Origin of the sequence: Spirosoma agri (genome assembly GCF_010747415.1) — a bacterium.
Lineage (GTDB): Bacteria > Bacteroidota > Bacteroidia > Cytophagales > Spirosomataceae > Spirosoma > Spirosoma agri.
In genome coordinates this window covers 721,393-745,802 of sequence record NZ_JAAGNZ010000002.1, presented here as the reverse complement: position 1 = coordinate 745,802, position 24,410 = coordinate 721,393, and the positions used below count along the sequence as shown (strand labels likewise).

20 protein-coding genes are annotated in these 24,410 nt (G+C 51.2%); 13 read left to right on the top strand and 7 right to left on the bottom strand.

Features of this window, described 5'->3' with window-relative positions; genetic code table 11:
• Window positions 1-29: 29 nt before the first annotated feature.
• Window positions 30-1,628, bottom strand: coding sequence for a S8 family serine peptidase (locus tag GK091_RS19790; RefSeq protein WP_164041615.1), 1,599 nt, complete (start codon window positions 1,626-1,628; stop codon window positions 30-32).
• Window positions 1,629-1,753: 125 nt separating this feature from the next.
• On the opposite strand from GK091_RS19790, the gene GK091_RS19785 reads away from it, so the two are divergent.
• Window positions 1,754-3,049, top strand: a complete 1,296-nt coding sequence (locus GK091_RS19785) for an aminopeptidase P N-terminal domain-containing protein (RefSeq protein WP_164041614.1) — start codon at window positions 1,754-1,756, stop codon at window positions 3,047-3,049.
• 78 nt (window positions 3,050-3,127) lie between these two features.
• Here the strand turns inward: GK091_RS19785 and GK091_RS19780 are convergent, their stop codons facing one another.
• Window positions 3,128-3,745 (bottom strand): TetR/AcrR family transcriptional regulator, encoded by a 618-nt coding sequence (locus GK091_RS19780; protein WP_164042923.1) that lies wholly within the window; start codon window positions 3,743-3,745, stop codon window positions 3,128-3,130.
• Between the two features lie 499 nt (window positions 3,746-4,244).
• A complete protein-coding gene (locus GK091_RS19775; RefSeq protein WP_164041613.1) occupies window positions 4,245-4,676 on the bottom strand; it encodes a WapI family immunity protein in 432 nt (143 codons plus the stop codon).
• 203 nt (window positions 4,677-4,879) lie between these two features.
• Here GK091_RS19775 and GK091_RS19770 point away from each other — a divergent pair, with 203 nt between their 5' ends.
• The 5 genes from GK091_RS19770 to GK091_RS19750 all read left to right on the top strand — a co-directional run bounded on the left by GK091_RS19770 (window position 4,880) and on the right by GK091_RS19750 (window position 9,113).
• Window positions 4,880-6,088, top strand: a complete 1,209-nt coding sequence (locus tag GK091_RS19770) for a saccharopine dehydrogenase family protein (RefSeq protein ID WP_164041612.1) — start codon at window positions 4,880-4,882, stop codon at window positions 6,086-6,088.
• 108 nt (window positions 6,089-6,196) lie between these two features.
• Complete coding sequence (locus GK091_RS19765; RefSeq protein WP_164041611.1) at window positions 6,197-6,922, top strand: hypothetical protein; 726 nt, start codon at window positions 6,197-6,199, stop codon at window positions 6,920-6,922.
• A gap of 93 nt (window positions 6,923-7,015) precedes the next feature.
• Window positions 7,016-7,798 (top strand): hypothetical protein, encoded by a 783-nt coding sequence (locus GK091_RS19760; protein ID WP_164041610.1) that lies wholly within the window; start codon window positions 7,016-7,018, stop codon window positions 7,796-7,798.
• Window positions 7,799-7,861: 63 nt separating this feature from the next.
• Window positions 7,862-8,683 (top strand): energy transducer TonB, encoded by an 822-nt coding sequence (locus GK091_RS19755; protein WP_164041609.1) that lies wholly within the window; start codon window positions 7,862-7,864, stop codon window positions 8,681-8,683.
• Between the two features lie 4 nt (window positions 8,684-8,687).
• The gene (locus GK091_RS19750; RefSeq protein ID WP_164041608.1) at window positions 8,688-9,113 is read left to right on the top strand and encodes an energy transducer TonB; all 426 of its coding nucleotides are present in this window, start codon (window positions 8,688-8,690) and stop codon (window positions 9,111-9,113) included.
• Window positions 9,114-9,194: 81 nt separating this feature from the next.
• On the opposite strand, the gene GK091_RS19745 is transcribed toward GK091_RS19750, so the two are convergent.
• Entirely contained in the window at window positions 9,195-10,877 is a 1,683-nt protein-coding gene (locus GK091_RS19745; RefSeq protein WP_164041607.1) for an amino acid permease, read from the bottom strand.
• Between the two features lie 197 nt (window positions 10,878-11,074).
• Between GK091_RS19745 and gldA the strand changes: the two genes are divergently transcribed.
• Window positions 11,075-11,992 (top strand): gliding motility-associated ABC transporter ATP-binding subunit GldA, encoded by a 918-nt coding sequence (gene gldA / locus GK091_RS19740; protein ID WP_164041606.1) that lies wholly within the window; start codon window positions 11,075-11,077, stop codon window positions 11,990-11,992.
• 165 nt (window positions 11,993-12,157) lie between these two features.
• The gene (locus GK091_RS19735; protein ID WP_164041605.1) at window positions 12,158-12,775 is read left to right on the top strand and encodes an REP-associated tyrosine transposase; all 618 of its coding nucleotides are present in this window, start codon (window positions 12,158-12,160) and stop codon (window positions 12,773-12,775) included.
• A gap of 161 nt (window positions 12,776-12,936) precedes the next feature.
• On the opposite strand, the gene GK091_RS19730 is transcribed toward GK091_RS19735, so the two are convergent.
• Window positions 12,937-13,470 carry a DUF4136 domain-containing protein gene (locus tag GK091_RS19730; RefSeq protein ID WP_164041604.1) on the bottom strand — a complete coding sequence of 178 codons (534 nt, stop codon included), beginning with the start codon at window positions 13,468-13,470 and terminating at the stop codon, window positions 12,937-12,939.
• A 120-nt stretch (window positions 13,471-13,590) separates the two neighbouring features.
• Window positions 13,591-14,631 carry a 3-dehydroquinate synthase gene (gene aroB, locus GK091_RS19725; protein ID WP_164041603.1) on the bottom strand — a complete coding sequence of 347 codons (1,041 nt, stop codon included), beginning with the start codon at window positions 14,629-14,631 and terminating at the stop codon, window positions 13,591-13,593.
• A gap of 122 nt (window positions 14,632-14,753) precedes the next feature.
• On the opposite strand from aroB, the gene GK091_RS19720 reads away from it, so the two are divergent.
• Window positions 14,754-15,998, top strand: a complete 1,245-nt coding sequence (locus GK091_RS19720) for an MFS transporter (RefSeq protein WP_164041602.1) — start codon at window positions 14,754-14,756, stop codon at window positions 15,996-15,998.
• Window positions 15,999-16,189: 191 nt separating this feature from the next.
• Complete coding sequence (locus tag GK091_RS19715; RefSeq protein ID WP_164041601.1) at window positions 16,190-17,098, top strand: manganese catalase family protein; 909 nt, start codon at window positions 16,190-16,192, stop codon at window positions 17,096-17,098.
• Between the two features lie 130 nt (window positions 17,099-17,228).
• Here GK091_RS19715 and GK091_RS19710 read toward each other — a convergent pair whose 3' ends face one another.
• Window positions 17,229-18,371: a pyridoxal phosphate-dependent aminotransferase gene (locus GK091_RS19710; protein ID WP_164041600.1), complete on the bottom strand. Its 1,143-nt coding sequence runs from the start codon at window positions 18,369-18,371 to the stop codon at window positions 17,229-17,231.
• Window positions 18,372-18,752: 381 nt separating this feature from the next.
• Between GK091_RS19710 and GK091_RS19705 the strand changes: the two genes are divergently transcribed.
• The 3 genes from GK091_RS19705 (at window position 18,753) to GK091_RS19695 (ending at window position 24,334) form a co-directional block, all read left to right on the top strand.
• Complete coding sequence (locus GK091_RS19705) at window positions 18,753-21,920, top strand: SusC/RagA family TonB-linked outer membrane protein (RefSeq protein WP_164041599.1); 3,168 nt, start codon at window positions 18,753-18,755, stop codon at window positions 21,918-21,920.
• Between the two features lie 42 nt (window positions 21,921-21,962).
• Window positions 21,963-23,486, top strand: coding sequence for a SusD/RagB family nutrient-binding outer membrane lipoprotein (locus tag GK091_RS19700; RefSeq protein WP_164041598.1), 1,524 nt, complete (start codon window positions 21,963-21,965; stop codon window positions 23,484-23,486).
• Between the two features lie 80 nt (window positions 23,487-23,566).
• Window positions 23,567-24,334 carry a DUF4397 domain-containing protein gene (locus tag GK091_RS19695; protein ID WP_164041597.1) on the top strand — a complete coding sequence of 256 codons (768 nt, stop codon included), beginning with the start codon at window positions 23,567-23,569 and terminating at the stop codon, window positions 24,332-24,334.
• Window positions 24,335-24,410 lie beyond the last annotated feature (76 nt).

Here is a 24,410-nt window from a genome sequence, read left to right as displayed (position 1 = left end):
TCGAAATTAATTTTTCTTCATGCAGCGCATTACTCCCAGATCACTTCAATCACTTCTTTCTTGAGATCGACGGTCGTTTGCTTCTCTCCCGATGACCGACGCAATGCCAGCTTGCCATTATTGACCTTCATAGCCTCCTGCTGTAAGATGTGCGTTGCATCTTTTTTGTGAAAGACCGACACAACCGACTCATTCGACGTAACGGGCAGCGTAAATGACTTGCCGGATGCTCTTACCGATCGGGCCGTCGCGGGTAGCGGCTGGTTGCGGAGCAGCGCAATAGCCCTCGAAGCCTGTGGCACACCGTAACCGACGTAGTTATTACCGTACGGGTACAGATGCGACGATTTTTCGATGATAGCCATCACTTCTTTATTAGTTAGTCTGGGGTTTGCCTGCATGATACAAGCCGCAAATCCGGTAATGACGGGCGCGGACAAAGATGTTCCGTACAGCGAGAAACACGAAACGTTGGGTTTCAAATACGGCAGACTTTCGGGCCCAATGCTGCTGTAGCCAATTCGATTCCAGAGACGTGAGTTCGTTGCACCAATAGCCATAACCCCCTGTGCATCAGCGGGCGTACTAATGATCCGCCACGAACGGTCGTCGCCCTCGTTACCAGCCGACACGATGATCAGGATGCCTTTTTTGTCGGCAGCAATCTGCGCGGCCCGGCTGATCAGGCTCGTGTGACCGTCCATCTGGCTCGGTTCGTAGTTCTCTTTGGGATTGCTCATGCCTTTGGCGTAACCCAGCGACGTGTTGATGAGCCGTACGCCCAGACTATCCATCCATTCCATCGCAGCAACCCAGTTATCTTCTTCGCCCCGGTATTCGCGATTGCCCTGATCTGACCGCGCGAGGTAAAACGTTGCGTCAGTAGCCAGACCGTATTGGGTATTTTCGACGGGGTCATTACCGGCAATTGCGGCCAGCACCTCGGTGCCGTGAAAGTCCGACATCGTTTCGAGCGTGTGAAACAGATCGCCGTGGGTCTTTTTATCATTCACGTAATCACGAACACGCTTCACCCCCGCCCGAGCAAATACGTGCTTCAGCGCATTGGCCGAATCAGCACCGAAAAAACCAGCGTCGATAACACCCACGTTGACGAATCGGCCGGTCAGTCCCGCCTGCGCAAAATCGGTAGCCTGAATCTGGGTCATGACCGGCGCCATATGCGGACTGGCTCCGTGCGGCTGGTCCTGACCACCAATTGAGGTAATAATAATGGCCGGATCAATCGCCTGAATGCCAGCTACAAAAGGCAGATTAGTTACCTGCGCATACTGTTCAGCCGTGAGCCGGGCCGATACGGCATTCAGCCAGCGCGATTTGTTCAGTGGCAAAACTCCTTCACGCTGTAGTTGATCCAGATAAGCCGCCGATACAGGTCGATCGGAGTCGTCGAGTGGCAGGTTTTGCGCCTGTCTTCGGGAGATAGCGCTTTCGGATAGGGCGGGCAACCCGTGCTGATCTTTGGCTTTAAAAAGAATCCAGTACTTAGGGCGATCCGAGCCACCTTCGTTTACCGATAAGAGGGGCCTGTGGGGACGAGCTACGCCATGATTCGGTTGAATCAACAGCGCGATCAGGCAAACGAATACGTTTAGGCGGAGCGTCATGAAGCAGGAAAAGCGATTAACCCTGTTCGGGTACAGTAAAACATTAACAAGCAAACACGTAAAAACTCTTATAGCTTTGAGTTTTCTTTGCAATTTAATTAGAAAAGCAGTTTCAACGTCCTGATATGCGCTACTTGCCCATTGACAACCAACTTTTCATTCAGAACCGCCAGCGGCTCGCTCCATTACTGAAACCCAAGTCGATGGTGGTTCTGAACGCAAATGACATCATGCCAACCAATGCCGATGGCACGATGACATTCCGCCAGAACAACGACTTATTCTACCTAACGGGTGTCGATCAGGAAGAAACGCGACTCGTTCTGTTCCCTGACCATCCCGATCCTAAATTTCGTGAAGTACTATTCCTGCGTGAAACCAGCGAACTGATCGAGATCTGGGAAGGCCATAAGCTCACCAAGAAAGAAGCCGAACAAACATCGGGCATATCGGAAAAGCAGGTTTACTGGACGCATCAGTTCGAGCAGATTTTCGTGCAGATGATCTTCGAGGCCGATTACGTTTACCTGAACACGAACGAACATACCCGCGCCGGTGTGGCAGTACAAAGCCGTGATGCGCGCTTTATCGACGAGTTCAAACAGAAATACCCGCTCCATCATCTGGAACGTGCGGCACCGCTGATGCATTTTCTGCGCGCCATCAAACAGCCGCAGGAAGTTCAGCTTCTGCAAACGGCCATCGACATCACCGAAAAAATGTTCCGGCGGTTGCTGGGCTTCATCAAGCCGGGCGTATGGGAGTATGAGATTGAGGCCGAAATGATGCATGAGTACCTAAAAAACAGGTCGCGGGGGGCGGCTTACTCCCCGATCATCGCATCGGGTGCCAACGCGTGCGTGCTGCACTACATCGATAACAGCCAGCAATGCCAGGATGGCGACGTGATTCTGCTCGATATAGGGGCCGAGTACGCAAACTACAATGCCGATATGACCCGGTCAGTACCGGTTAATGGCCGGTTTACCGAACGGCAGCGGGCCGTTTACGATGCCGTATTGCGTGTGCTGAGAGAATCCAGCCAAATGCTTCGCCCCGGCAACCTGTGGGACGAGTACCACCGCGAAGTAGGTAAAGTGATGGAATCGGAGCTGATTGGTTTGGGCTTACTGAACCGTAGTGAAGTCGACAAACAGGATCCGGACGCACCGCTGTACAAGAAATACTTTATGCACGGCACCTCTCATTTTCTGGGACTGGACGTCCACGATGTAGGCAATAAATACCGGCGCATGGAGGCTGGTATGGTCTTTACTGTTGAGCCTGGTATCTATATTCCGGGAGAAAAGCTCGGTATCAGGTTGGAGAACAACGTCCTCATCACCGAGTCAGGTAACATTGATCTAATGGCAAACATCCCGATCGAAGCCGATGAGATCGAAGCGTTGATGAACCGATAAAAAAAATGGTGCTCACGAAATGACAACTACCTTACTATGAGCATAGTTGCCGTTTCGTGAGCACCATTATTCGCTTGACTACACTTCTGCTTTTTTAGTCGTTTCGCGTTCGAGGGCGATGCTCAGGCTCGAGTAGATACGACGAATTGCCGTTTCCAGGCGATCCCAGCCAGCGTCGGAACTCAGGTCAATATCACCGATATGATCACGCTGGGTGCTGTTCAGTACGATATGAGTTACCGCAGCAACCATCAGGCTTGTAATGGCAATGGGGTCGTAGTCGGAGAAGGGAGCCAGCTTGTCGACCAGTTTTTTATACGAGCTATCGCGAAACTCAGCCAGTCTACGGGCGAGTTCGGTTTCGCCGTGGCTCATCTCCCACCGGATCAACTCCTGCGAGGGTTTACGGGCACGAAATTCCTGCATGAACTGGATAGTGTATTCAGACCATACTTTGCTCCGGTTGTCAGGCGGTAGGTTATCCGGTACAGCGTCCAGAAATTTTTCGTTAAACATTGATAGGAAGAAACCGCGCTGTACATAGGCTTCCAATAGACCATTCCAGCCACCGAAGTACCGGTAAATGAGAACTTTATTAACACCAGCCTTTTCGGCTACTGCGTTAATACCGGCCTTTTCGGTCCCCCGTTCAGCCATCACTTCGCCCATGGCGCGCAAGATGCGCTCCATAGTCATCTGGCGGTTTCTACGTTTAACAATTTTCATAATGCTAGCAGCTTTTTACGTTAAAGGAAAGAGGGGCGTCATGTCTCTGTATTTCTATAGAAACAAACAAAGAAATCTACTGAAACTTCACTCTAGCTACAAATATGAGAATTACAAGTGAGGTAATCAAGAGGTGACCTTATCCCAGTCGGGGAAACTGCACACATTATTTTTACAATTATCCAATGGTATACACGATCTGCTTTCGGCAACAACAGCGGCTGTCCGAACCAGTAAATGTGTCATTATAAATCCTATACGCCCATTCTGCGCTCTGATACAATGCGTAGTTCAGGCAGACGATCGGTTCAGGCATTTAGATTATAACCAGATCCGATAATTCGCATATCGAGCACCAAAAAACGCAACTACAGGCAAGAAACTGTAATTTTTCTACGTGGCAACAAAAAATCCCGGCGAGTTACAAGGCTCATCGGGATTCACAGATCGTACTGATAAACGCGAGAAATTATCGTTCTGGATAAATGGCTAACTGGCTTGACAAATCCCTGATCGCTTCGTCCAGCTGGGTACGGTTCAGCATCATGTTCATTTCCAGCGGAAAATCAGGATAGGCATGCCAGGAAGGCGTCAACGAATGATCCAACTGGATCTGTAATTTGTAGTTGTCACCGGGTAAAGCCGTGGCTTCAACACTTAATCCCGGTTCTGAAAAGCTCATTGTCACGTGATTGGCAGCTTTGCTCCAGAGCGAACGCAGACCGCTTAATAAACGCCGGACCTCCCACGTTTGCAATGGTGTAGCCTGTGAATCATGTTGTTGGCGCCAGATTGTCGACACCCGGCACCGCAGATTGTTTCGCTCGCGCCAGTTAGTCGTTTTGCTGCCATAACCGAGTATGGAGAATTCGAATGAGCCAGTGGAAGAAATAAGTTTCATAACGATGAGAGGCTTTAGTGAGTACGTAGATCTAGTTGTCTACTTAACAAATATACTACTCATTTGTTTGCTGACCAAGCGATTTGGCCAATTAACTGACCACTATCCCAGTGAGTTATGGGTTCCTCAGGAGAACACAATCTATTAACCGACTCTATACACGACTTTGTCTATCTTTGCGGCCAAAAATCTGATCTAACAACATGGCAAATGTGCTCATTATTGGAGCGGGTGGAGTTGGTAGCGTAGTAGCGCACAAATGTGCGATGAACAGCGATGTCTTCACAAGTATAGTGCTGGCTAGCCGTACTCAATCGAAATGTGACCGAATTGCAGCCGAAGTTCAGGAAATGCACGGGATAACGATCCAGACAGCGCAGGTTGATGCAGATGTCGTTGCCGAGGTCGTTGCGCTGATCCGGACGTTTAACCCCTTTCTGGTCATCAATGTAGCCCTTCCCTATCAGGACCTGCCCATTATGGATGCCTGTCTCGAAGCGGGTGTGCATTACATGGACACGGCTAATTACGAACCGAAAGACGTTGCTAAATTTGAGTATAGCTGGCAGTGGGCTTATAAAGAACGGTTCGAACAAGCCGGGCTGATGGCCTTGCTGGGCTGTGGTTTCGATCCGGGTGCTACGCAGGTCTTCACGGCTTATGCCAACAAGCATCATTTCGACCGGATGGATTATCTGGATATCGTCGATTGTAACGCGGGGAATCACGGCAAAGCTTTCGCGACGAATTTCAATCCCGAAATCAATATTCGTGAGATTACGCAGCCAGGTCGGTACTGGGAAAATGGCGAATGGATTGAAATTCCGGCCATGAGTATTCACAAGCCCATCGAGTATCCGGAAATAGGCCCGCGTGAGTCGTACGTCCTGTACCACGAAGAGCTGGAATCGCTGGTTAAGAACTTCCCTACGCTAAAGCGCGCCCGCTTCTGGATGACCTTCGGCCAGGCCTACCTGACCCACCTTGAGGTGCTGCAAAACGTCGGCATGACCCGTATCGATTCCGTGAAATTCAACGGTATGGACATTGTACCGCTCGAATTCCTGAAAGCGGTGCTGCCCGCTCCCGACTCGCTCGGCGAAAACTATACTGGTCAAACCAGTATCGGCTGCCAGATCAAAGGCGTGAAGGATGGCGCAGACCGTACGTACTTCATCTGGAACAATTGTGATCATGCCGAAACCTACCGGGAAGTGCGGGGGCAGGCGGTTAGCTACACAACGGGTGTACCGGCTATGATCGGGGCAATGCTGCTGGTAACGGGTGTCTGGCTGAAACCGGGCGTCTGGAACTGCGAAGAGCTGGATCCGGATCCGTTTATCGAGCAGATGAACAAACAGGGCCTCCCGGTCAATGAACGGGTCGATATACCGCTGCCCCACGAGTATTAGTAAGCTATTGTTTGCATTAAAAGCCGTGCTGTGATTAATTTGAGTGACATCAGATATCCGGCACGGCTTTCTGTTTCGTCTCATTCAAACTATACGCACTTGTTACGCATGAAATGTAACCTCGTTTGTCTGCTGATGGCGCTGAGCGGAGCGGTATCAGCTCAAACACAAACAACTGACCCAACCGTTGATCTGCGACTCAACAACCTGAATAACCCATCGAGCGGACCGTTGATTTTCCGGGTCGATTCGCGGTACGAGGGCCAGCATGGATCACCCTATTTACTCCCTGACTGGACCAAGGGTCAGGTCAGTTTACGCGATGGTCGCCAATACAAAGATGTGCCACTCAAGTTCGACGCTTACCGACAGGCGTTGATTTTGCTCCGCCCGAAATCGGGCAACGACTCGATCATCATTGACCGGCAAACCATAGCCCGTTTTTTACTGATAAATCCGGATGGCCAGCCGTACTTATTCAGTCGATACCCAACGGCTAAGTTAAGCGATGAGGAAGTCAGGGATGGCTTTTTTCTGATCCTGTATGAAGGAAAAACGGCCCTGCTCAAGCGTATAGCCAAGGTATTCAAATCCGCTGATTACAAGGGTGGTTATTCAGCGAACATACGCTACGATTCCTTCAGCGATGCGATTTCGTACTACATTCTGAAACCCGATCAGACCCTCACGAAGATCAAGCTGTCGAAGAAGGCCATGCTGGACGCAATGATCGACAAAGAAGCAGCTCTCAAGCCTTTTATTGATCAGCAAAAACTATCATTCAAAACAGAGGAAGACGCCATAACCCTCGTCAAACAGTACGACAGTCTGTAGCAGTTGGGCATAGAAAAATCTGTTCAACGGAGTATTACCAAATTGACCGAAATTTTCGTTATTTCGGTGACCCTTAGTTGACGTCTTGTTCCCATGAAATTCGTACTCATTTCGGCTCTCCTTATACTACCCTGCGCTGGTGCGGCAGCTCAGACTCGTGATTCGACCAAAACGAAATCACCGGCAGCTGTTGTGTTCAATCCAAACAGTCGGCGCAACGGCTACGAAACGTATCAATCGACCGACCAGATAGTCGGTTCGGGGCCATACGGAATGCTCAACACGATTGATCATCGGTACGAAGGGCTGCGCGGAACGCCTTATTTTCTGCCGACGTGGAACAAAGGAAAGATCGAGATGGCGGGTGGTCAGAGTTATACCGAAGTACCGATTAAGTTCGACGCGTTTCGGCAGCATCTGCTACTCCTTCGAACATGGGTGGGTAATGATTCGATCATTATCAATGCCGAACAGGTCAAATCCTTTCAACTGCGCGACGAAGTAGGCCACTCCTACCTATTCCGGCGGTTTCCAACGGCTAAAACGGACGACGAATCGTTGAAAGAGGGCTATTTTATGGTGTTGTACGAAGGAAAAACGGCCTTGCTCAAACGCGTGCTCAAGCGGTTCAAGCAGGCTGATTATAAGAACACGTATTCGAACGATACCCGTTACGATTCATTCAACGACGCTTTTTCGTATTATCTTCTCAAACCCGATCAAACGCTGGTTAAGGTAAAGCTAACTCAGAAGGCGCTTTTGGACGCCCTGAGCGATCAGAAGGACGCCCTGAAAGCATTTATGGAACAGCATGACCTAACGTTGAAAGCAGAAGCTGATGCCGTATCGCTGGTGAAGCAGTACGATAGTTTATAACGCCCTTTGTGGAATTTTACCGGCGCAGCCATCTATGCGGTACAGACTAAATCCGCATAAGCCATGTTCCGTCCGTCTACCACAACGCTCTCCTTCGACGAGGTTATTTTTCAGGCTCGCCATCGCGCTTACGGTGCCTTCGACCTGCGCCAGCATTACCGCCCAACGCTTACTCGGGCCCTGGGGATGGGCGTCGGTTTGTTTTTACTGGGCCTATCCGCGCCTATGCTCTACGCCCGGTTGTGGCCTGCCGATTTATTCAAAACGCAGCAGTCCATGACCGAGGTGACCCTGGCGAAAATCGCGGAACCACCCGTCGAAACGCCTGTCCCGATTCCCCCGGCAGAACAGGCTCCGGCGGTCAACACCGTACGCAATCTGCCCCTTGTCGTTATGCCCGAAGCCGACGTGGTCGAGGAAGTCTTGCCACCCACGACGGAACAACTTCAGGATGCAACATCTGGGACGCAAACGGCGGAGGGAACAGGTGACATAGACGTTATTGCCGCTCCCGAAGCCACCGCACCGACGGCGGTTGAGAAGGCCATTGAAGTGGCCCCCAAGCCCGATGAAGTATTCATTGCCGTTGAGCAGCAACCTGAATACCCCGGAGGTATTGATGCGCTACGCACGTTTCTCTCGAAAAATTTAACCTACCCCCGCCCGGCGGCTTCGTCCGGTATTGCTGGCCGTGTTTACGTAAGTTTTGTTGTCAACTCCGACGGTAGCCTGACCGATGTGCACGTGCAGAAAGGGATTGGCTTTGGGTGCGATGAAGAAGCGGTCCGTGTGATCCAAAAAATGCCGCGATGGAAACCGGGCAAACAGGCCGGCAGGCCTGTTCGAGTGAGATACAATTTACCGATCGTGTTTACGCTCGAATAAAGTCATGAATGCTACCTCAATTTTGTCCGTGCTAGTCGGTTGGTCCCTGTCGATGACTATCGGGTTCGGTCAATCAATCTCATCACTCGACACAACCGTTTTCACCATTGTCGAAAAACAACCTGAGTTTCCGGGTGGTAAGGATTCGTTAGATGCGTTCATAAAACGAAACCTTCACTATTCCCCAGAAGCCCGGAAAGCGGGCATTAAAGGCCGCGTTTTAAGCTCTTTTATCGTGGAAACAGACGGGCGACTAACGGATGTCCGACTATTAACGGGCATTGGCGCGGGGTGCGACGAAGAAGCGATTCGGATCATTAGAGCGATGCCGCGCTGGCTACCGGGCAGACAATCGGGTACGCCAATTCGGGTGAAATATACCTTGCCCATATGGTTTGGCGTTGATGCACCCCGCCGGAAGAAACCGTAGCGGGAATTCTCTGATTCATATGCCGTATCTCGAAGATACGGCATATGAATCAGAGAATTCCTTAGCTATTACGAACTGGTTTTATACCTCAACGACGCTTTCGCCGTGTCTCAGTTTGCTCTTTCTGAAACCGTACGAGAAGTAGATCACGAGGCCGATAATTAACCAGATACCAAAAATCTGCCAGTTACTGGCTCCTAATTCGGTCATCAGGTACAGGTTTGTTAAAATACCAATAACCGGAAGCAGCGAGAAATTAGCACGGAAGCCCTGAACGGCTAAAAATGCCCAAACGCCCCAGAACACGAAGAGCAAGGGCTTGCTTTCCATCGTAACCAATAAATCGGTTCCCGTCAGGGCGTAACCGGCAACGCATAGGAAGACCAAACCAATAATGTATTTGCCGTTTACGTAAGGGACTTTGAATTTTGACTGTGCACTCAGTCCTTTAGCATCCAGGAACAGAATACCGGCACAGACCAGAATAAAGGCAAAAAACGTTCCGACGCTGGTTAGATCCACAAAAAATTTAAGATCCATAAACATGGAAGGGACGGCTACGATAATGCCCGTGATGATGGTAGCAAACGAAGGCGTTTTGAATCTGGGGTGAATGGTTGAAAAGCGTTTCCAGAGTAGACCATCGCGGCTCATGGTCATCCAGATGCGGGGCTGACCAAGTTGGTAGACCAGTAGCGCGCTGGTGATGGCAACGACGGCGCTCACCGAAATTACACCAGCCACAAAATCGAGGTTTATTTTCTGAAACACATAGGCCAGCGGATCGCTTACGCCCAGTTCCTTATAATTGACCATACCCGTTAGCACCAGCGTGATCAGGACGTACAGCACCGTACAGATTGCCAGGCAGTATAGCATGGCTCGCGGCAGATCGCGTTGCGGGTTTTTACATTCTTCGGCAGTGGTTGAAATGGAGTCGAACCCGATAAAGGCGAAAAACACGGATGCTACACCACTCAATACCCCCGAAATCCCATTCGGCGCAAACGGTGACCAGTTGGCGGGCTTCACGTAAAAAGCACCCACCGAAATAACCAGCGCAATAACAGCCAGTTTCAGCACCACCAGAATGTTACTGGCCGCACGGGATTCTTTGATACCGATATAAACCAGCGCCGTGATCAGAACGGTAACCGCACCAGCCGGGAGGTTGGCAATCAACTTCAAACTACCCAGTTCCGGCGCGTTTGCGTAGGCATCGGCCAGTACGCGCGTATTTTCGGGCAATGTACTTAGTGCCGTACCGCTTTGCTGCGTTTGCTGTACCAAATCGAAAGCTCTGGATGCTGAACCGTAATCGATCGCCAGATATTTGGGAAACGTTATCCCGAAACCGCTCAGCATCGACGTGAAGTACTCCGACCACGAAATGGCTACGACCATGTTGCTAACGGCGTATTCGAGAATGAGCGCCCACCCGATGACCCAGGCAAAAATCTCCCCAAACGCAACGTATGCGTATGTGTAAGCACTCCCGCTAACCGGAACCGTACTGGCAAACTGCGCGTAGCTGAGCGCGGTAAAAACGCAGGCAATGGCCGTAAAGACAAACAGCAGTGACACCGCCGGACCGCCATTGTAACTTGCCAATCCGATGGTGCTGAAGATACCCGCCCCGATGATGGCCGCAATCCCGAACGACGTTAAATCCCGAACGCCTAGTGTTTTTACTAGCTTGCTCGATTCGCCTTCAGCGGCATCACTGAGAATTTGCTTTACAGTTTTTTTGCGAAAAATGGACATGTACAGGTTGTAGAAAACGGTGTCTATTCACGTTAAACGATAAAAATAGCTATTCTTTCCGGTTTTTTGTACGTTGCCGGTACATTCAATGCCGTCCTTTGGACGTTAGATACGGGATGTTGGACAAAACGTCTAAAGTCCGTTTGGTCTGTCCAAGGTACGTCGCTTAGTTCGTCGTTCAGTAATTTAGTACGCTTATGTCTATCCGGGTTCAGAACCTAACAAAGGAATATAACAGCCAGAAAGCCGTCAACCAAATTTCGCTGACGGTGCAACCGGGCGAAATTGTTGGGTTCCTGGGGCCCAATGGCGCCGGTAAATCGACAACGATGAAGGTAGCAACGGGCTACCTCTCGCCCACGGATGGCACCGTGGAGGTAAACGGGTTCGATGTTCGCACGCACCCGATGGACGTTCGCCGGAGCATTGGCTATCTGCCGGAGCACAACCCGCTCTACCTCGATTTGTACGTCAAGGAATACCTGCGTTTTTCGGGCTCTTTGCACGGCCTCCGCAGTTCAGACCTGACCCGGCGCGTGAGCGACACGGTTGAACTAGTTGGATTGGGGCGCGAGCAGCATAAACGAATCGGACAACTCTCGAAAGGATACCGTCAGCGTGTCGGCTTAGCCCAGGCACTCCTGCACAACCCGCCCGTTCTGATCCTTGACGAACCAACGACGGGTCTGGACCCTAATCAGCTAGCTGAAATTCGGCAGGTAATCCGCGACGCAGGCCGTGACAAAACGGTTCTCTTCTCGACTCACATCATGCAGGAAGTTGAGGCCGTCTGCGATCGTGTTATCATCATTAACCGGGGACAGATTGTCGCCGATGGGTCACTGACTCAGTTAAGAAGCGCATCGACGGGCGAGGGTATTGTCGTTGTAGCCGAGTTCGAGCAGGACCTGTCCAGGCCTGATGTACTGGACACTGTAGCGGGTGTTGAACGGGTAGAAGCACTGGGTCAGGGGCAATATCGAATCACAGCAGGGCCCAACACAGATCTACGGGCTGCTATTTTCCGGCTTGCCGCCGATCAGAACCTAACCCTTGTTGGCCTCCGTCAGCAGGAAAGCTCGCTGGAAGGCATCTTCAAAGAATTAACGAAGTAGCGCGGGTGGAAACCCACTATTAATGAATAGTAGCAACTTATCTGTCAGTCGCGGGTTTCCACCCGCGTTACTGTTATGGGTGGTCCGATCGTTGTGATTCAGCTTATCTTAATCGCGCGGGCTTCCACCCGCGTTACTTTTGGGTACTGGGTTCGTATACATACTATGCATGAACCCTACCGTCGACGATTGCCGCACATCATGCCACCTGGCGAAACGTTGTTTATTACATTCCGGCTTCACGGAACACTTCCTTATGCTCTTCTGGAAGGGTTACAGCTTGAACATGAGGCCTTCTTAGCCAGGCAGATTGTCAGAACCCCTCATGAATCAGTTGTTGCTATCAAGCAGCAATGGGAAGCCCGCTATTTTCTTGCGATTGATACAAGCTTAGATGCAGACAAGATAGGCTCACAATGGCTTTCGGACGAAACAGTGGCGGGGATTGTCAAAGAGGCTATTCATTACAGAGACAATCGACAGTATATTGTTCATGCTTACACCATAATGCCTAATCATGTCCATCTTCTTGTCACGAACACAAGTGAGCATAAACCATTTCAGCAGGTCTTGGGTAGTTTAAAAGCAAATTCTGCCAAACGGGTCAATGAATACATGGACCAACCTAATCAGCCTTTCTGGCAGGCCGAAAGCTACGATCACATTGTCCGAAACGCAAAGTCATTTGAGCGTATCATCAATTATATTCTGAATAATCCTGTCAAAGCAGAACTGGCTGAAAACTGGGAAGATTGGCCCCACACCTATCTGAAATACAAGTAAGGCGGGTGGAAACCCGCGATTCGTCAAGCGCAGATAGAGTGGATAAAAATCCTCAATTCGTCAGGTACAAGTAAGGCGGGTGGAAACCAGCGATTCGTAGAGACTGATTTGCTTCTACGAATCGCGGGTTTCCACCCGCCTTACTTGTAAGTTTTAAATACCTACCGTGCTGTTGCCATCAGGGGGTACTGGTCGAAGATCGATCGGACAATACCTTTGAAGTAATTGTTCTTGAAATTCGGATTACGCATCATCTTCGACGCGTAGCCTTTCCAGATTACCTGATACGACTCGGCGTCGATCAGCGAAATCATCAGCGTACCCTCGTCCAGGTTGTAATCGATACGTTTGTAGGTTGCATCATCGTCTTCACGCACAACCCAGTCTTTGATGACTGGCTGCTGATAGCCCCGGAACCGGAGGTCGGACCGGAAAATATTATACGAGATCAGGAGATTTGGGCTGCGGTTGCTGACACGGTAGCCACGAGCTTCCATCTGGTGACGGATTGCATCCTGAATATCGGAGCATAGAAGTGTTGAATCGACGAACTCGCACTCTAAGAAATTGAAGGACTCGTAATTTTTAAAATGGCCTTCGTAGCTATAATCATGCTCCACAAACAGTCTACTGGGCGAACAACCCGCCATAGCGACGATAGCCAGTACAAACAAAACACCAATGCACGTTTTCATACTCAAGCTCGTAAAGGTTTTCGATAAATATACTTAGATGAATTAGTAGTGAAATCTTTCTATTGGTCGAACTCAAATATAACCGTAAATGTTTGGCAAACAATAGTCTAGTACCAAATTTTAACTCTTATTTACCCCCCGGTAAAACTCAAGTGCCCGGCGCATTTCGGATGCGGTAACCGGCACATCGAAGGTGCAACTACCCAATCCGTCGAGCAGGGCCATCCGTACCTGATTTCCCCGATTTTTCTTGTCCTGTAAGGTGAGGGCAAGAATCGGTTCGGTATCGGCATCGGTCAGTCGAACATTTCCATATACGGCGAACACATACTCTTCGATTTGTGTCAGCAGGTTTTCGTCAATCATTTTTTTGTGAAAGGCGATATACGCTTCGGCTACCATGCCAACGGCAATGGCTTCACCGTGTAATAAACGCTTCCGGGGTTGGGTCAGGAAATAGGTTTCGACAGCGTGACCCAGGGTATGGCCGAAGTTCAGAATCTTACGCAGTCCCTTCTCGGTAGGGTCTTCAGCAACGATACGCTGTTTCACCGCTACTGAATGCGCAACCAGTGCCGCCCAGTCCTGTTCGTCGAGATCGCGATGACGAATGTTGTCCCACATGGCTGCATCGGCAATCAGGCAATGCTTGATGATTTCGGCAAAACCAGATCGAAGTTCACGGTCGGGCAGGGTTGTCAGAAACGTAGGATCGATCAGTACGGCATCGGGCTGCTGAAAAACACCAATGTGATTTTTGTAGCCCCGAAAATCGATGCCCAGCTTTCCACCCACACTCGCATCGACCTGCGATAGCAGCGTCGTCGGCAGTTGAACAAAAGCAATTCCGCGCTTGTACGTAGCGGCACAAAAGCCCCCCATGTCGCCAATAACCCCTCCGCCCAGATTGATGACCAACGCGTAACGGTCGAAATTAGCGCGCGTGAGGGCATCCCAGATCAACTCGCAGGTAGCAATGTGTTTCTGTTCTTCACCAGCCTTGATCCGGACAAGGGTATGCTTAGGCAACAGCGCCTTCAATTCAGGGTAACAGAACCGAAATGTGTGGTTATCGGCAATGACGGCGATGGCCGAAAAATCGTAGGATTCCAGGAAAGCAGGCAGGCTTTCGGCAAGTGGGGCAATAACTACTGTTGACATACTGTAAAAGTACGGCAGCCAACTGTTGGTACATAAGTTCGCCAACAAGTATTTTTACTATCGACCGAAATTATAGCTTTGTAGATACTAATCTGACTTAACCTATACGCCTTCTGCCTTTTATGAAATTTCGCTACCGCGTTCTGGCAGGCCTGTTCCTGCTATCGACCATCACCTACCTCGATCGGGTTTGCATGAATGTGGTCAGCAAATATGTCAAAGCCGATCTCCATCTCGACAATCAGCAGTTTGGCTATATTCTGGGGGCCTTCTCGCTATCGTATGCGCTGTTCGAAATACCAACGGGTTCCCTCGGTGACAAAATTGGTCCCCGTCGTATTCTGACGCGCGTCGTTTTATGGTGGTCCGGTTTTACCGTATTGACGGGTACGGCCATCAATTTTCTGTATCTCCTGATCGTTCGATTTTTGTTCGGTGCCGGAGAAGCCGGCGCGTATCCCAATGCCTCGATCGTCATTGCCCGCTGGTTTCCGGCGGTGGAAGTGGGCCGGGCGCAGTCGGTCATCTGGGCCGCCGGGCGATTGGGGGGCGCGTTGACGCCATTGGTTGTCATTCCGCTCGTTCACTGGGCTGGCTGGCGCTGGGCCTTTGCCGTATTGGGCGTTTTAGGCGCGTTGTGGGCCTTGGGCTGGTATCTCTCATTTCGCGATGAGCCAGCCGCGCAGCCGGGCATCAGCGATGAAGAAGTGAGCGAGATCGAAAAGGGGCGTAAGATCAAATACGCCGACCACCGCATTCCGTGGCAGACCATCCTCCGAAATCCTGATCTGTGGGCGCTGATGCTAATGTGTCACCTGTTTTTTTACGGCTCGTATTTCTTCACGAACTGGTCGTCGGTCTATTTCCAGGAGGGTCGCGGCCTGAGCGAAGACCAGACCAAGAACTTTATCTCACTCTCTTACTTTCTGGGGGCTATCGGCTGCATTGTCGGTGGTTTGCTGAGTGATGTCTTGAGTAAACGCTACGGGCTGAAGGTTGGCCGCAGGGTGGTAGGCATAGGTGGTCTGGGTATGTCCAGCTTGTTTTTTCTGCTGGCAGGACTAACGACCGATAACCAGATGGCAGGCTATCTGCTTGCTATCTGTGTGCTATTAAAAGACCTGGCCTTGCCGGTTGCGTTTGCGGTATGTGTCGATATTGGGCAGCGAAACGCGGGCGTAGTAGCGGGTTCGATGAACTTTGCCGGTCAGTTGGGCGGATTCTTCATCACAATTCTGTTTGGTATTATCGTCGAACAAACCAAAAACTTCAATTATCCACTCTTTATGATAGCGGGGTGCCTGCTCATTAGCGCCCTGCTGTGGTTCCGGATCGATCCGACCAAGCCCGTAACCATAGCGGAGTGACCCTGTTTACTCAATTTCCCTCACGGCAACGGCCGACCGTCCTCGCCCCCTCGCCCAGCATGGGATAGGGGAAATGAGTGTAAACGGGCCGTAGCCTTTTTAATTACTCTCTTTAACTGAACATAGTTTCTCGTAGTATGTAATCCCTGTGGCAGTAGAGTTTCAACTCACTTCAACTAAACCACAAGATTATGATTCTAAAAATGGACCAGCTCCCTATCGAGCTACCAGTTCCCAATAATCCTTCGGCGAACAATGCCGCAGCTGTTCAAGAATTGCTGGGTGGCAAGTTCGGCGAGATGTCAACCCTGATGAACTACACTTTTCAGTCGTTTAATTTCCGTGGACGCAAGAAGCTACGGCCTTTCTACGATTTGATCTGTAGCATTGCGGGTGAAGAATATGGCCACGTTGAAGTAGTAGCCTACACCACAAATCTGTTGCTATCTGGTACCAGCAAACGCGGTTTTGACCCAACGACCACGCCATTGGCCAGTGCCGTCGATGTCCGTAACACGAGCCATTTTATTGCCAGTGGTCAGTCGGCCCTGCCGATGGATTCGATGGGTCGCTTCTGGACGGGCGAAAACGTTTTTAGCAGTGGCAACCTGAAACTCGATCTGCTTCATAACTTCTTCCTGGAGTGCGGAGCGCGGGCCAACAAGATGCGGGTGTATGAAATGGTCGATACGCCAACGGCCCGTACAATGGTCGGTTACCTGCTCGTACGCGGTGGGCTGCACGTAGTAGCTTACGCCAAAGCGCTGGAAAAACTAACGGGCGTTGAAGTAACGAAATTGCTACCGATTCCGAACCTGAGCAACGACGCTTTTCCGGAGGCTAAGAAGTTCATGGATGAGAAGATGCACCTTAAGTTGTACACGTTCAGCCAGAATGATTACAAACAGGCGGGTTTGATCTGGAACGGCCCGCACCCGGACGACGGACAGGAATGCGTAGTCGTTGAGGGAGCGATTCCCGGCTATACACCGCCCGATCTGGATGAAGAGCCTCAGCTCAACGCGCCTGGTGCCGAAGACTTCGATCCGCAGGTGTTCTCGGATATGGCGAAGAAAATGGGTATCGATTATAAGTACTAGTAAAGGGTTTACCGATCACTGCAATCCATTTTTCAAGAGCGGTGCGGTAGTCGGTGAAGCGATAAAAGGAAAAGGGGTAAATCAGTCAATATCGGCTGATTTACCCCTTTTTGCGAAACTGGACAATCACTTACGAAACCAGCTTTAACCCATCGGCGAATGCCTGCATCTGAGGCATTGTACCCAGGCTAACGCGGCACCAGTACTGACCATCGAATTTCCACTGGCGAATGCTCACGCCCTGCTCCATCATACGCGTTACGAAGTCCTCCCCTTTCATCCGAATCGGGAACATCACGAAGTTTGCTCCCGATGGTAGCGGCTCGTAATTGTGTTGCTTCAGTACACCGTGCAGATAATCTTTCGACTCCTGCGTTTTGCCGAGTGAGAACTTAATAAAATCCTTGTCCTGTAAACTTACCATAGCCGCCCGCAGTGTGGTCATGCTTAGGCAGCCGCCACCGGTAGCAAACTTGCTGATCTGTTCCAGCAGTTCAGGCTTGGCAATCATATAGCCCGTCCGCAGTCCCGCGAAACCGTGTACTTTCGAGAATGTCTTGGTTATGATGACGTTACTGCCCTTCTTAACCATATCGACCATCGAGTAGGCTTTTGGATCGGGCGTGTAGTCAATATAGGCTTCATCGACCAGAATTGGCGTCTTGGCTCCTACCGCTTCGCAAAAAGCCCGCAGTTTGGCCGGATCAACCGTGATGGCCGTTGGGTTGTTCGGATTACAGAGGTAAACCATTCCTGTCTGGCTTCCAACCCGTTCGTTGAGTTTGTTCAGGTTAATATCGTAGCCATCTGCCGCCACGAGTGGCACCTTGTCCATCGTGATACCGTGTTTAACGGCGGCCCTTGGCAACGCATCAAACGTCGGATCAGGGGCAACGATCGTACGTCCGGCGTTTGGGCGATACGCGGCCCAGAGCGAAGCCGCCGTCAGCAACTCACCAGAACCAGCTCCCAAAAGAATGTGATCTTCGGGAACGCCTTCCGTTTCAGCAACCTGCTTGCGGAACTGCCGGGCATACTCCATCGCGTACAGATACCCGTCGGGGGCAGCCTCCGTGATGGTTTTGAGCGCCTTTGGCGAAGGGCCGTACGGATTTTCGTTGGCCGAAAGACGCGCCTTCAGCGGACCGCCTTTAAACCCCTTGAAACCTGCTGGCATTTCTGGTTCCGGTTCGCAAAAAGCAGCCGGGGCAGCAGCCAGGCTCAAACCAGATAACATACTGGTACGGAGCCAGTCACGACGATTGATTGACATAGATGAGCGTTGATGGTAAAACAAAAGGGATGTTGAAGCGATGTGCAAATACCTGTTTTGAGTAAGCGATTACGGCCCGCCTGCATCTGACCAATAACTGGTGTGTGAAGATCAAGCCATTACGCCTACGGCTAACACAACAAAGATAAGTACTTACTTTAATTGTCAAATATTATTTTGATAAAAACCATATAAACAGCTATAAATTCTAACTAATTACACAAATACGAAATATAAGCTAAAACTATAAATCTATTTTATACCGCTATAATTCAAAAAAATCGCTTCACTGCATAATTCAGTTCGTCGAGTTGCGTGTTTGCTTTTTTTAAGACAATTTTGACCTAGTTTTCCTTATCATTTTCTTAACCATTTCTGCTTATGCAATCAGTTCTACGCAGCTTAATTCTGCTGTTGATTGGGTTATCTGCGCTGACAGAGACCTATGCTCAGGATCGTGTGATCACGGGCAAAGTCACCTCAGCTACCGATGGCGGGGTCTTGCCGGGTGCCAATGTCCAGGTTAAAGGCACAAGCCGGGGAACCACAACGGATGGCAACGGGAATTTCAAAATTGCCGTTAACCAAAACGCATCACTGGTTGTCAGCCTGATCGGTATGATCAGCCAGACCGTCGAAGTCGGCACCCAAAGCCAGCTCAATATTACCCTGGTCGAATCATCCTCCGAGTTGAATGAAGTCGTTGTAACGGCGCTCGGTATCCGGCAGGAAAAGCGAACGCTTGGCTATTCGGTAGGCGAGGTAAAAGGGGCCGACATTGCCAATGCCCAGCGCGACAATTTTCTGGTCGGGATGCAGGGCCGCGTTGCCGGTCTGACCATGACGACGACCTCCGGTACGCCGGGCGCATCGGCCTCGATTCAGTTACGCGGAGCCAGCTCGATCGGCGGGAATAACCAGCCACTATTCGTTGTCGATGGGTTACCGATCGATAACCGTACCTTCAATCAGGGCGCACTGGTATCGAACCGGCCAAACCGTGACAATGACTACCTGAACCGCGCTGCCGACATCAACCCCAATGACATTGAAAGCATTACGGTTCTGAAAGGTCCCGAAGCAGCTGCCCTCTACGGCATCGATGCGTCGTCGGGTGCGATTGTGATCACGACAAAAAAAGGCGGAAAAGGTCCCGGTCGTGTAACGTATGACAACCGGTTTCAGAGCACGGAGACCTATCGGTTTCCGGAAGCCCAAACGACCTATGGACGGGGTACGCAAGGCTTTTCGAATGCCAATGCGATCACCTATTTCGGACCTAAATACGGGGCCGATGTACCGATTTATGACAATGTTCGCAGCTTTTTCAAGAAAGGATTTACGCAGGTCCACAATTTGGGCATCGAAGGCGGAAGCGACAATGCTACCTATCGGCTATCGACCAACTACACCAACCAGTCAGGTGTCGTACCGTCAACGGGCTACAAGCGGCTGTCCGTGCGCCTGACGGGAACGGCAAAAATCAGCCCCAAGCTGGATGTAATGACCTCGTTCAACTACGTCAACACGAAGGTTGACAAAGCTATTCGCGGTAACAACGGGTTTCTGCTCGGCTTACTGAGCTGGCCCGCCAACGACGACATTACCAATTACCTCAATCCGGACGGGACGCGCCGGATTCTGTTGGGCAGTATCAACCAGCAGGAACCCGACAACCCATTCTTCTCGATCAACAAAAACAAGAGTGGCGACATTACGAACCGTACGATCACCAATTTCCAGTTGAACTACAATCCGGCATCGTGGTTGAGCCTGACGGGCCGGTTTGGCGCGGACATTTATTCGACCCAGAGCAATCTCTTCCTGAGCCCCGAATCGTGGCAGGGAACGGACGTAACGCTGGGCGGCTACTCCACACGAGGGTCGGTCGAAAACGCGCTCGAAAACAGTCAGTTACTGAACGGAAACCTGCTGGCTACGGTGAAGAAAACATTCGGCAAATTAAGCACGTCGCTGTTGCTGGGTACAACCATCGATGACCGGAACTACAAGGTCACGACGGCCTACGGCGAGAAACTGTATCTGCCCGATTTCAATTCGACCAACAACACGGACCCAACCACGCAACGCAACAAATACACGCAGACCATGCAGCGGTTGCAGAGTGTGCTGGGAAGCCTGACGCTGAACTACGACGAGTTACTGATTCTGACCCTAACGGGCCGGAACGACTGGTCATCGACACTGCCTGCGGCCAACCGGAGCTTCTTCTACCCGGCGGCTTCGCTGGCGTTCAATTTCTCCGATCTGCCGGGGCTAAAGAACCGGGGACCGCTGTTCTATTACGGCAAACTGCGGGCCAGCTACGGACAAACCGGACGGGATGCGCCACCTTATAAAGTGAATGCGACGCTGGTGCCACAAACCTCAACCGGTGGTGGGTTTGCTTATGATTTCTACGGCAGCAATCCGAACCTGAAACCGGAACGGGGCGAAAGCTACGAACTGGGTACGGAGCTGATGTTCTGGGGCGGTCGGCTAGGACTCGACTTTGCCTATTACAACAAGACCCTGTCGCAGCAAATCGTGACCCAGCGGCTCAGCTATGGCACCGGCTATATTTTCGGTCTGTTGAACGGGGGTACGTTCAATAACCAGGGTGTCGAACTTCAACTGAAAGGGTCGCCGGTTAAGAAAGCCGATTTTGGCTGGGATGTGATCCTGAACTTCTCGAAGTTGAAAACGGATGTCAAAAACCTCCCCGCCGACGTTCCGGAATACTACAACTCCGACACCTGGGTGTATCTCAACGCCCGTTCCAGCGCGTTCGTGAGTAACCTTCAGTCCTATTTCCCAAGCACCAATACGGCCTACCGGAGCTACAACTTCGATTACTACCAGCGGGGCAGCGGCTCGGCAACGGCCATTGGCGGATACAGTTACGCCCGTAATCAGAACGGCGACATTCTGATCAACCCCACCAACGGGCTGCCCATTACGAATAACAACTTCCTGCCCATCGGTGACCGGAACCCTGATTTTACGATTGGATTAACGAACTCATTCCGGTACAAATCGCTGAGCCTGTCCTTCCTGCTCGATATCCGGAAAGGGGGCGATGTGTTCAACGGTACGGCAATGTATCTGTGGCGTAATGGTCTGAGCAAACGTTCGCTCGACCGCGATACGCCGGTAACCTTCAAAGGTGTTTTGCGGGATGGCAAAGAGGACAGCAGCACCCCAACGGCCAATACGATCCAGGTCATTCCATCACTTCGCTCGACCGATTATTACACGTCGATTCCTGAGTCCGAATTTGTGGAGAAAGACATCAACTGGCTACGGCTGCGCGATGTCACGATCAGTTATGTGTTGCCCGCATCGGTATTGAGCCGGACAAAGGTTTTCAAACAAGCCAGTGTGTTCGTGAATGGTACAGACCTGTTTCTACTCACAAATTACACCGGAGCCGATCCGAACGTGAACGGAACAACCGCTACGTCGGGTGGCGTCGGTGCGGGCGGTATCGACTACGGTACGCTGTCGGTTCCCCGTGGGTTGTCGGCAGGTTTCCGCATTGGATTCTAGGAAATGGGATTCTTTCCCAACGTCATAAACTTCTTTATAGCAATGAAACGATTTACTTTTCTCACGCTGCTGCTGGGCTTGTTTACGCTAAGTAGCTGCGAAAAATACCTCGACATAAACCGTGACCCGTCGAACCCGCAGGTGGCGGAGGGCTACGTTCTGCTACCGCCGATGGTTGCGCAGATGGCTTTCGGCGAACAGTTCGATTCTCGCTTTATCGGGAAATACATTCAGAACTGGGGCGAAGCCACCGCCAACGACACCTGGGATCGGATGGGCTACAACGCGGGTTCTGACAATGCGGGCCTTATCTGGCGTATGCATTACTGGAATCTGGGTGAGAATATTCGGCTCGTCCTGGATGACGCTAACGCTAAACAGAAGTGGGATTATAGTGGGGTTGCCAAAGCCATGTTCGCCTGGAGCTGGCAGACAACCACCGACTACCACGGCGAAATCATCCTGAAACAAGCGTTCGAGCCAAACCGGTACGTATTCGATTACGATACGCAGGAAGAGGTATATGCCTATGTCAAGGAATTGGCGAACAACGCCCTGACCGATCTGAATCGCACGGATGGTGCCGTTTCGCAGGCATCGTTGGCGCGGGGTGATCTGGTTTATGCCGGCGATCGCAGTAAGTGGATCAAGTTCGTTTACGGCGTACTGGCCCGCAATGCAAATCACCTCAGCAACAAGAGCACGTATAATCCAGACGCGGTCATTGATTTCTGCAACAAGTCGCTGGCCAGCAATGCCGACAACTTCAACGTCCCCTTCACGGCGGGCGGCAACTCGGCGCTGGCCAATTTCTTCGGCCCGTCGCGGAGTAATTTGGGAACGTACCGACAAACCGATTTTCTGGTCAGTCTGCTGGACGGTCGGGTATTTAAGGGCGTTATCGATCCTCGCCAGTCAATTCTGACCACACCCTCACCCGATGGCGTTTATCGGGGTGTGGTAATGACCCAGGGCGATCCAAATAACGTAAACGGGAACACGAAGCGAATTCCAACGGTCTGGGGTGAATTGCCCAATCTGGTCGTGGTAGGTACGACGCCGGGTAAGTACGTTTACCGGGATGGTGCACCGTTTCCGATCCTGACCTATGCCGAAATTCAGTTCATCAAGGCCGAAGCCGCTTTCATCAAAGGCGATAAGGCAACGGCCCTGAGCGCCTATCAGGCAGGTATCGGAGCGGCCCTCGATTATGCGGGCGTGTCGGCAGCCGACAAGGCAAAGTACCTGGCCAGCGCAGCCGTAGCGCAATCGACGGGTGATCTGAAAATCAGTGACGTTATGCTTCAGAAATACCTGGCGCTGGTTGGACACGGTGTCATTGAAAGCTGGGTCGATCTGCGCCGGTATCGCTATTCATCGACGGTCTACACCGGTTTTACACCGCCGACCGCCGAGCAATTGTTTCCCGATAACAATGGAAAACTAGCGTATAGGGTACGGCCACGCTACAACTCGGAGTATGTCTGGAACCGGGCATCACTGGACAAATACGGTGGTAACGCGCTTGATTATCATACCGTTGAGCCCTGGTTCATTCAGAAATAAACTACATGGTGTCGGCTCGAAGAAGCCGACATTTAGTCAAGTAACTCAAAGACAGGTACAAACCCGTTGCCCCGTCAATTATGAAACATAGTCTAAAATCAATGCTGCTTTTTGGCCTGGGTCTGCTCCTGCTGGCTTGTGGTAACGAAGCTAATTTTCTAAACTCCGTAGCGCCGGCATCGGGTGCCCGCGTGAAATTTTACCACCTAGCTCCCGACGCTGCGGGGATTGATATTTACCTGAACGACCAGAAGTTTTCGGGCGTGAACACCGTACCACCTGCCGTCGCGGCTCCGTTAAGTTACACCAACTCCTTCCCGAATCAGGACTACGCGACGGTAACGCCTGGCACGGTTAAAGTGAAAATTGTAGCGCCCGCCAGCACTACCGCGACCACGGATGCCACGCTGGCAACGACCGATCTGACGACCCAGGCCGATACGTATTACTCGGTTTTTCTTTATGGCGTATCGCCAACCTACAGTAGTCTGGTCCTGACCGATAATCTAACGGCTGCCGATCCAACGAAAGCCTACGTTCGGCTGATCAATCTGGTGTCGGGAGCGGATGCGAGTGCTACTTACGACCTCGCGATCAACGGCGTAGTGGTTGCCGCCGGCGTTGCGCCACTGAAAGGAGCGGCTACCTTCACGGCGATTCCGGCCATTGGGTATGCCACCACCGCCGTACCGGTTCAACTTCGGGCGGCAGGTACGACAACCGTTGTTGGAACGACCACCTTGACCATACAGCCCTACGCGGGTCGTTTTTATACGTTCATTGCCCGAGGTCTGGTTGGCGGAACAGGTACGAGAGCGGTTAATCTAACCCCCTCGACAAACCGATAACAATACCGAAGCAAGTACAAAAAAAGGCCTCCACGCGCGTGAAGGCCTTTTTTTGTACTTGCTTCAATGGATTTTA

Coding starts and splice junctions, on each gene's coding strand:
- GK091_RS19790 (WP_164041615.1), bottom strand. CDS start 1,628: ATGACGCTCCGCCTAAACGTATTCGTTTGCCTGATCGCGCTGTTGATT.
- GK091_RS19785 (WP_164041614.1), top strand. CDS start 1,754: ATGCGCTACTTGCCCATTGACAACCAACTTTTCATTCAGAACCGCCAG.
- GK091_RS19780 (WP_164042923.1), bottom strand. CDS start 3,745: ATGACTATGGAGCGCATCTTGCGCGCCATGGGCGAAGTGATGGCTGAA.
- GK091_RS19775 (WP_164041613.1), bottom strand. CDS start 4,676: ATGAAACTTATTTCTTCCACTGGCTCATTCGAATTCTCCATACTCGGT.
- GK091_RS19770 (WP_164041612.1), top strand. CDS start 4,880: ATGGCAAATGTGCTCATTATTGGAGCGGGTGGAGTTGGTAGCGTAGTA.
- GK091_RS19765 (WP_164041611.1), top strand. CDS start 6,197: ATGAAATGTAACCTCGTTTGTCTGCTGATGGCGCTGAGCGGAGCGGTA.
- GK091_RS19760 (WP_164041610.1), top strand. CDS start 7,016: ATGAAATTCGTACTCATTTCGGCTCTCCTTATACTACCCTGCGCTGGT.
- GK091_RS19755 (WP_164041609.1), top strand. CDS start 7,862: ATGTTCCGTCCGTCTACCACAACGCTCTCCTTCGACGAGGTTATTTTT.
- GK091_RS19750 (WP_164041608.1), top strand. CDS start 8,688: ATGAATGCTACCTCAATTTTGTCCGTGCTAGTCGGTTGGTCCCTGTCG.
- GK091_RS19745 (WP_164041607.1), bottom strand. CDS start 10,877: ATGTCCATTTTTCGCAAAAAAACTGTAAAGCAAATTCTCAGTGATGCC.
- gldA (WP_164041606.1), top strand. CDS start 11,075: ATGTCTATCCGGGTTCAGAACCTAACAAAGGAATATAACAGCCAGAAA.
- GK091_RS19735 (WP_164041605.1), top strand. CDS start 12,158: ATGCATGAACCCTACCGTCGACGATTGCCGCACATCATGCCACCTGGC.
- GK091_RS19730 (WP_164041604.1), bottom strand. CDS start 13,470: ATGAAAACGTGCATTGGTGTTTTGTTTGTACTGGCTATCGTCGCTATG.
- aroB (WP_164041603.1), bottom strand. CDS start 14,631: ATGTCAACAGTAGTTATTGCCCCACTTGCCGAAAGCCTGCCTGCTTTC.
- GK091_RS19720 (WP_164041602.1), top strand. CDS start 14,754: ATGAAATTTCGCTACCGCGTTCTGGCAGGCCTGTTCCTGCTATCGACC.
- GK091_RS19715 (WP_164041601.1), top strand. CDS start 16,190: ATGATTCTAAAAATGGACCAGCTCCCTATCGAGCTACCAGTTCCCAAT.
- GK091_RS19710 (WP_164041600.1), bottom strand. CDS start 18,371: ATGTCAATCAATCGTCGTGACTGGCTCCGTACCAGTATGTTATCTGGT.
- GK091_RS19705 (WP_164041599.1), top strand. CDS start 18,753: ATGCAATCAGTTCTACGCAGCTTAATTCTGCTGTTGATTGGGTTATCT.
- GK091_RS19700 (WP_164041598.1), top strand. CDS start 21,963: ATGAAACGATTTACTTTTCTCACGCTGCTGCTGGGCTTGTTTACGCTA.
- GK091_RS19695 (WP_164041597.1), top strand. CDS start 23,567: ATGAAACATAGTCTAAAATCAATGCTGCTTTTTGGCCTGGGTCTGCTC.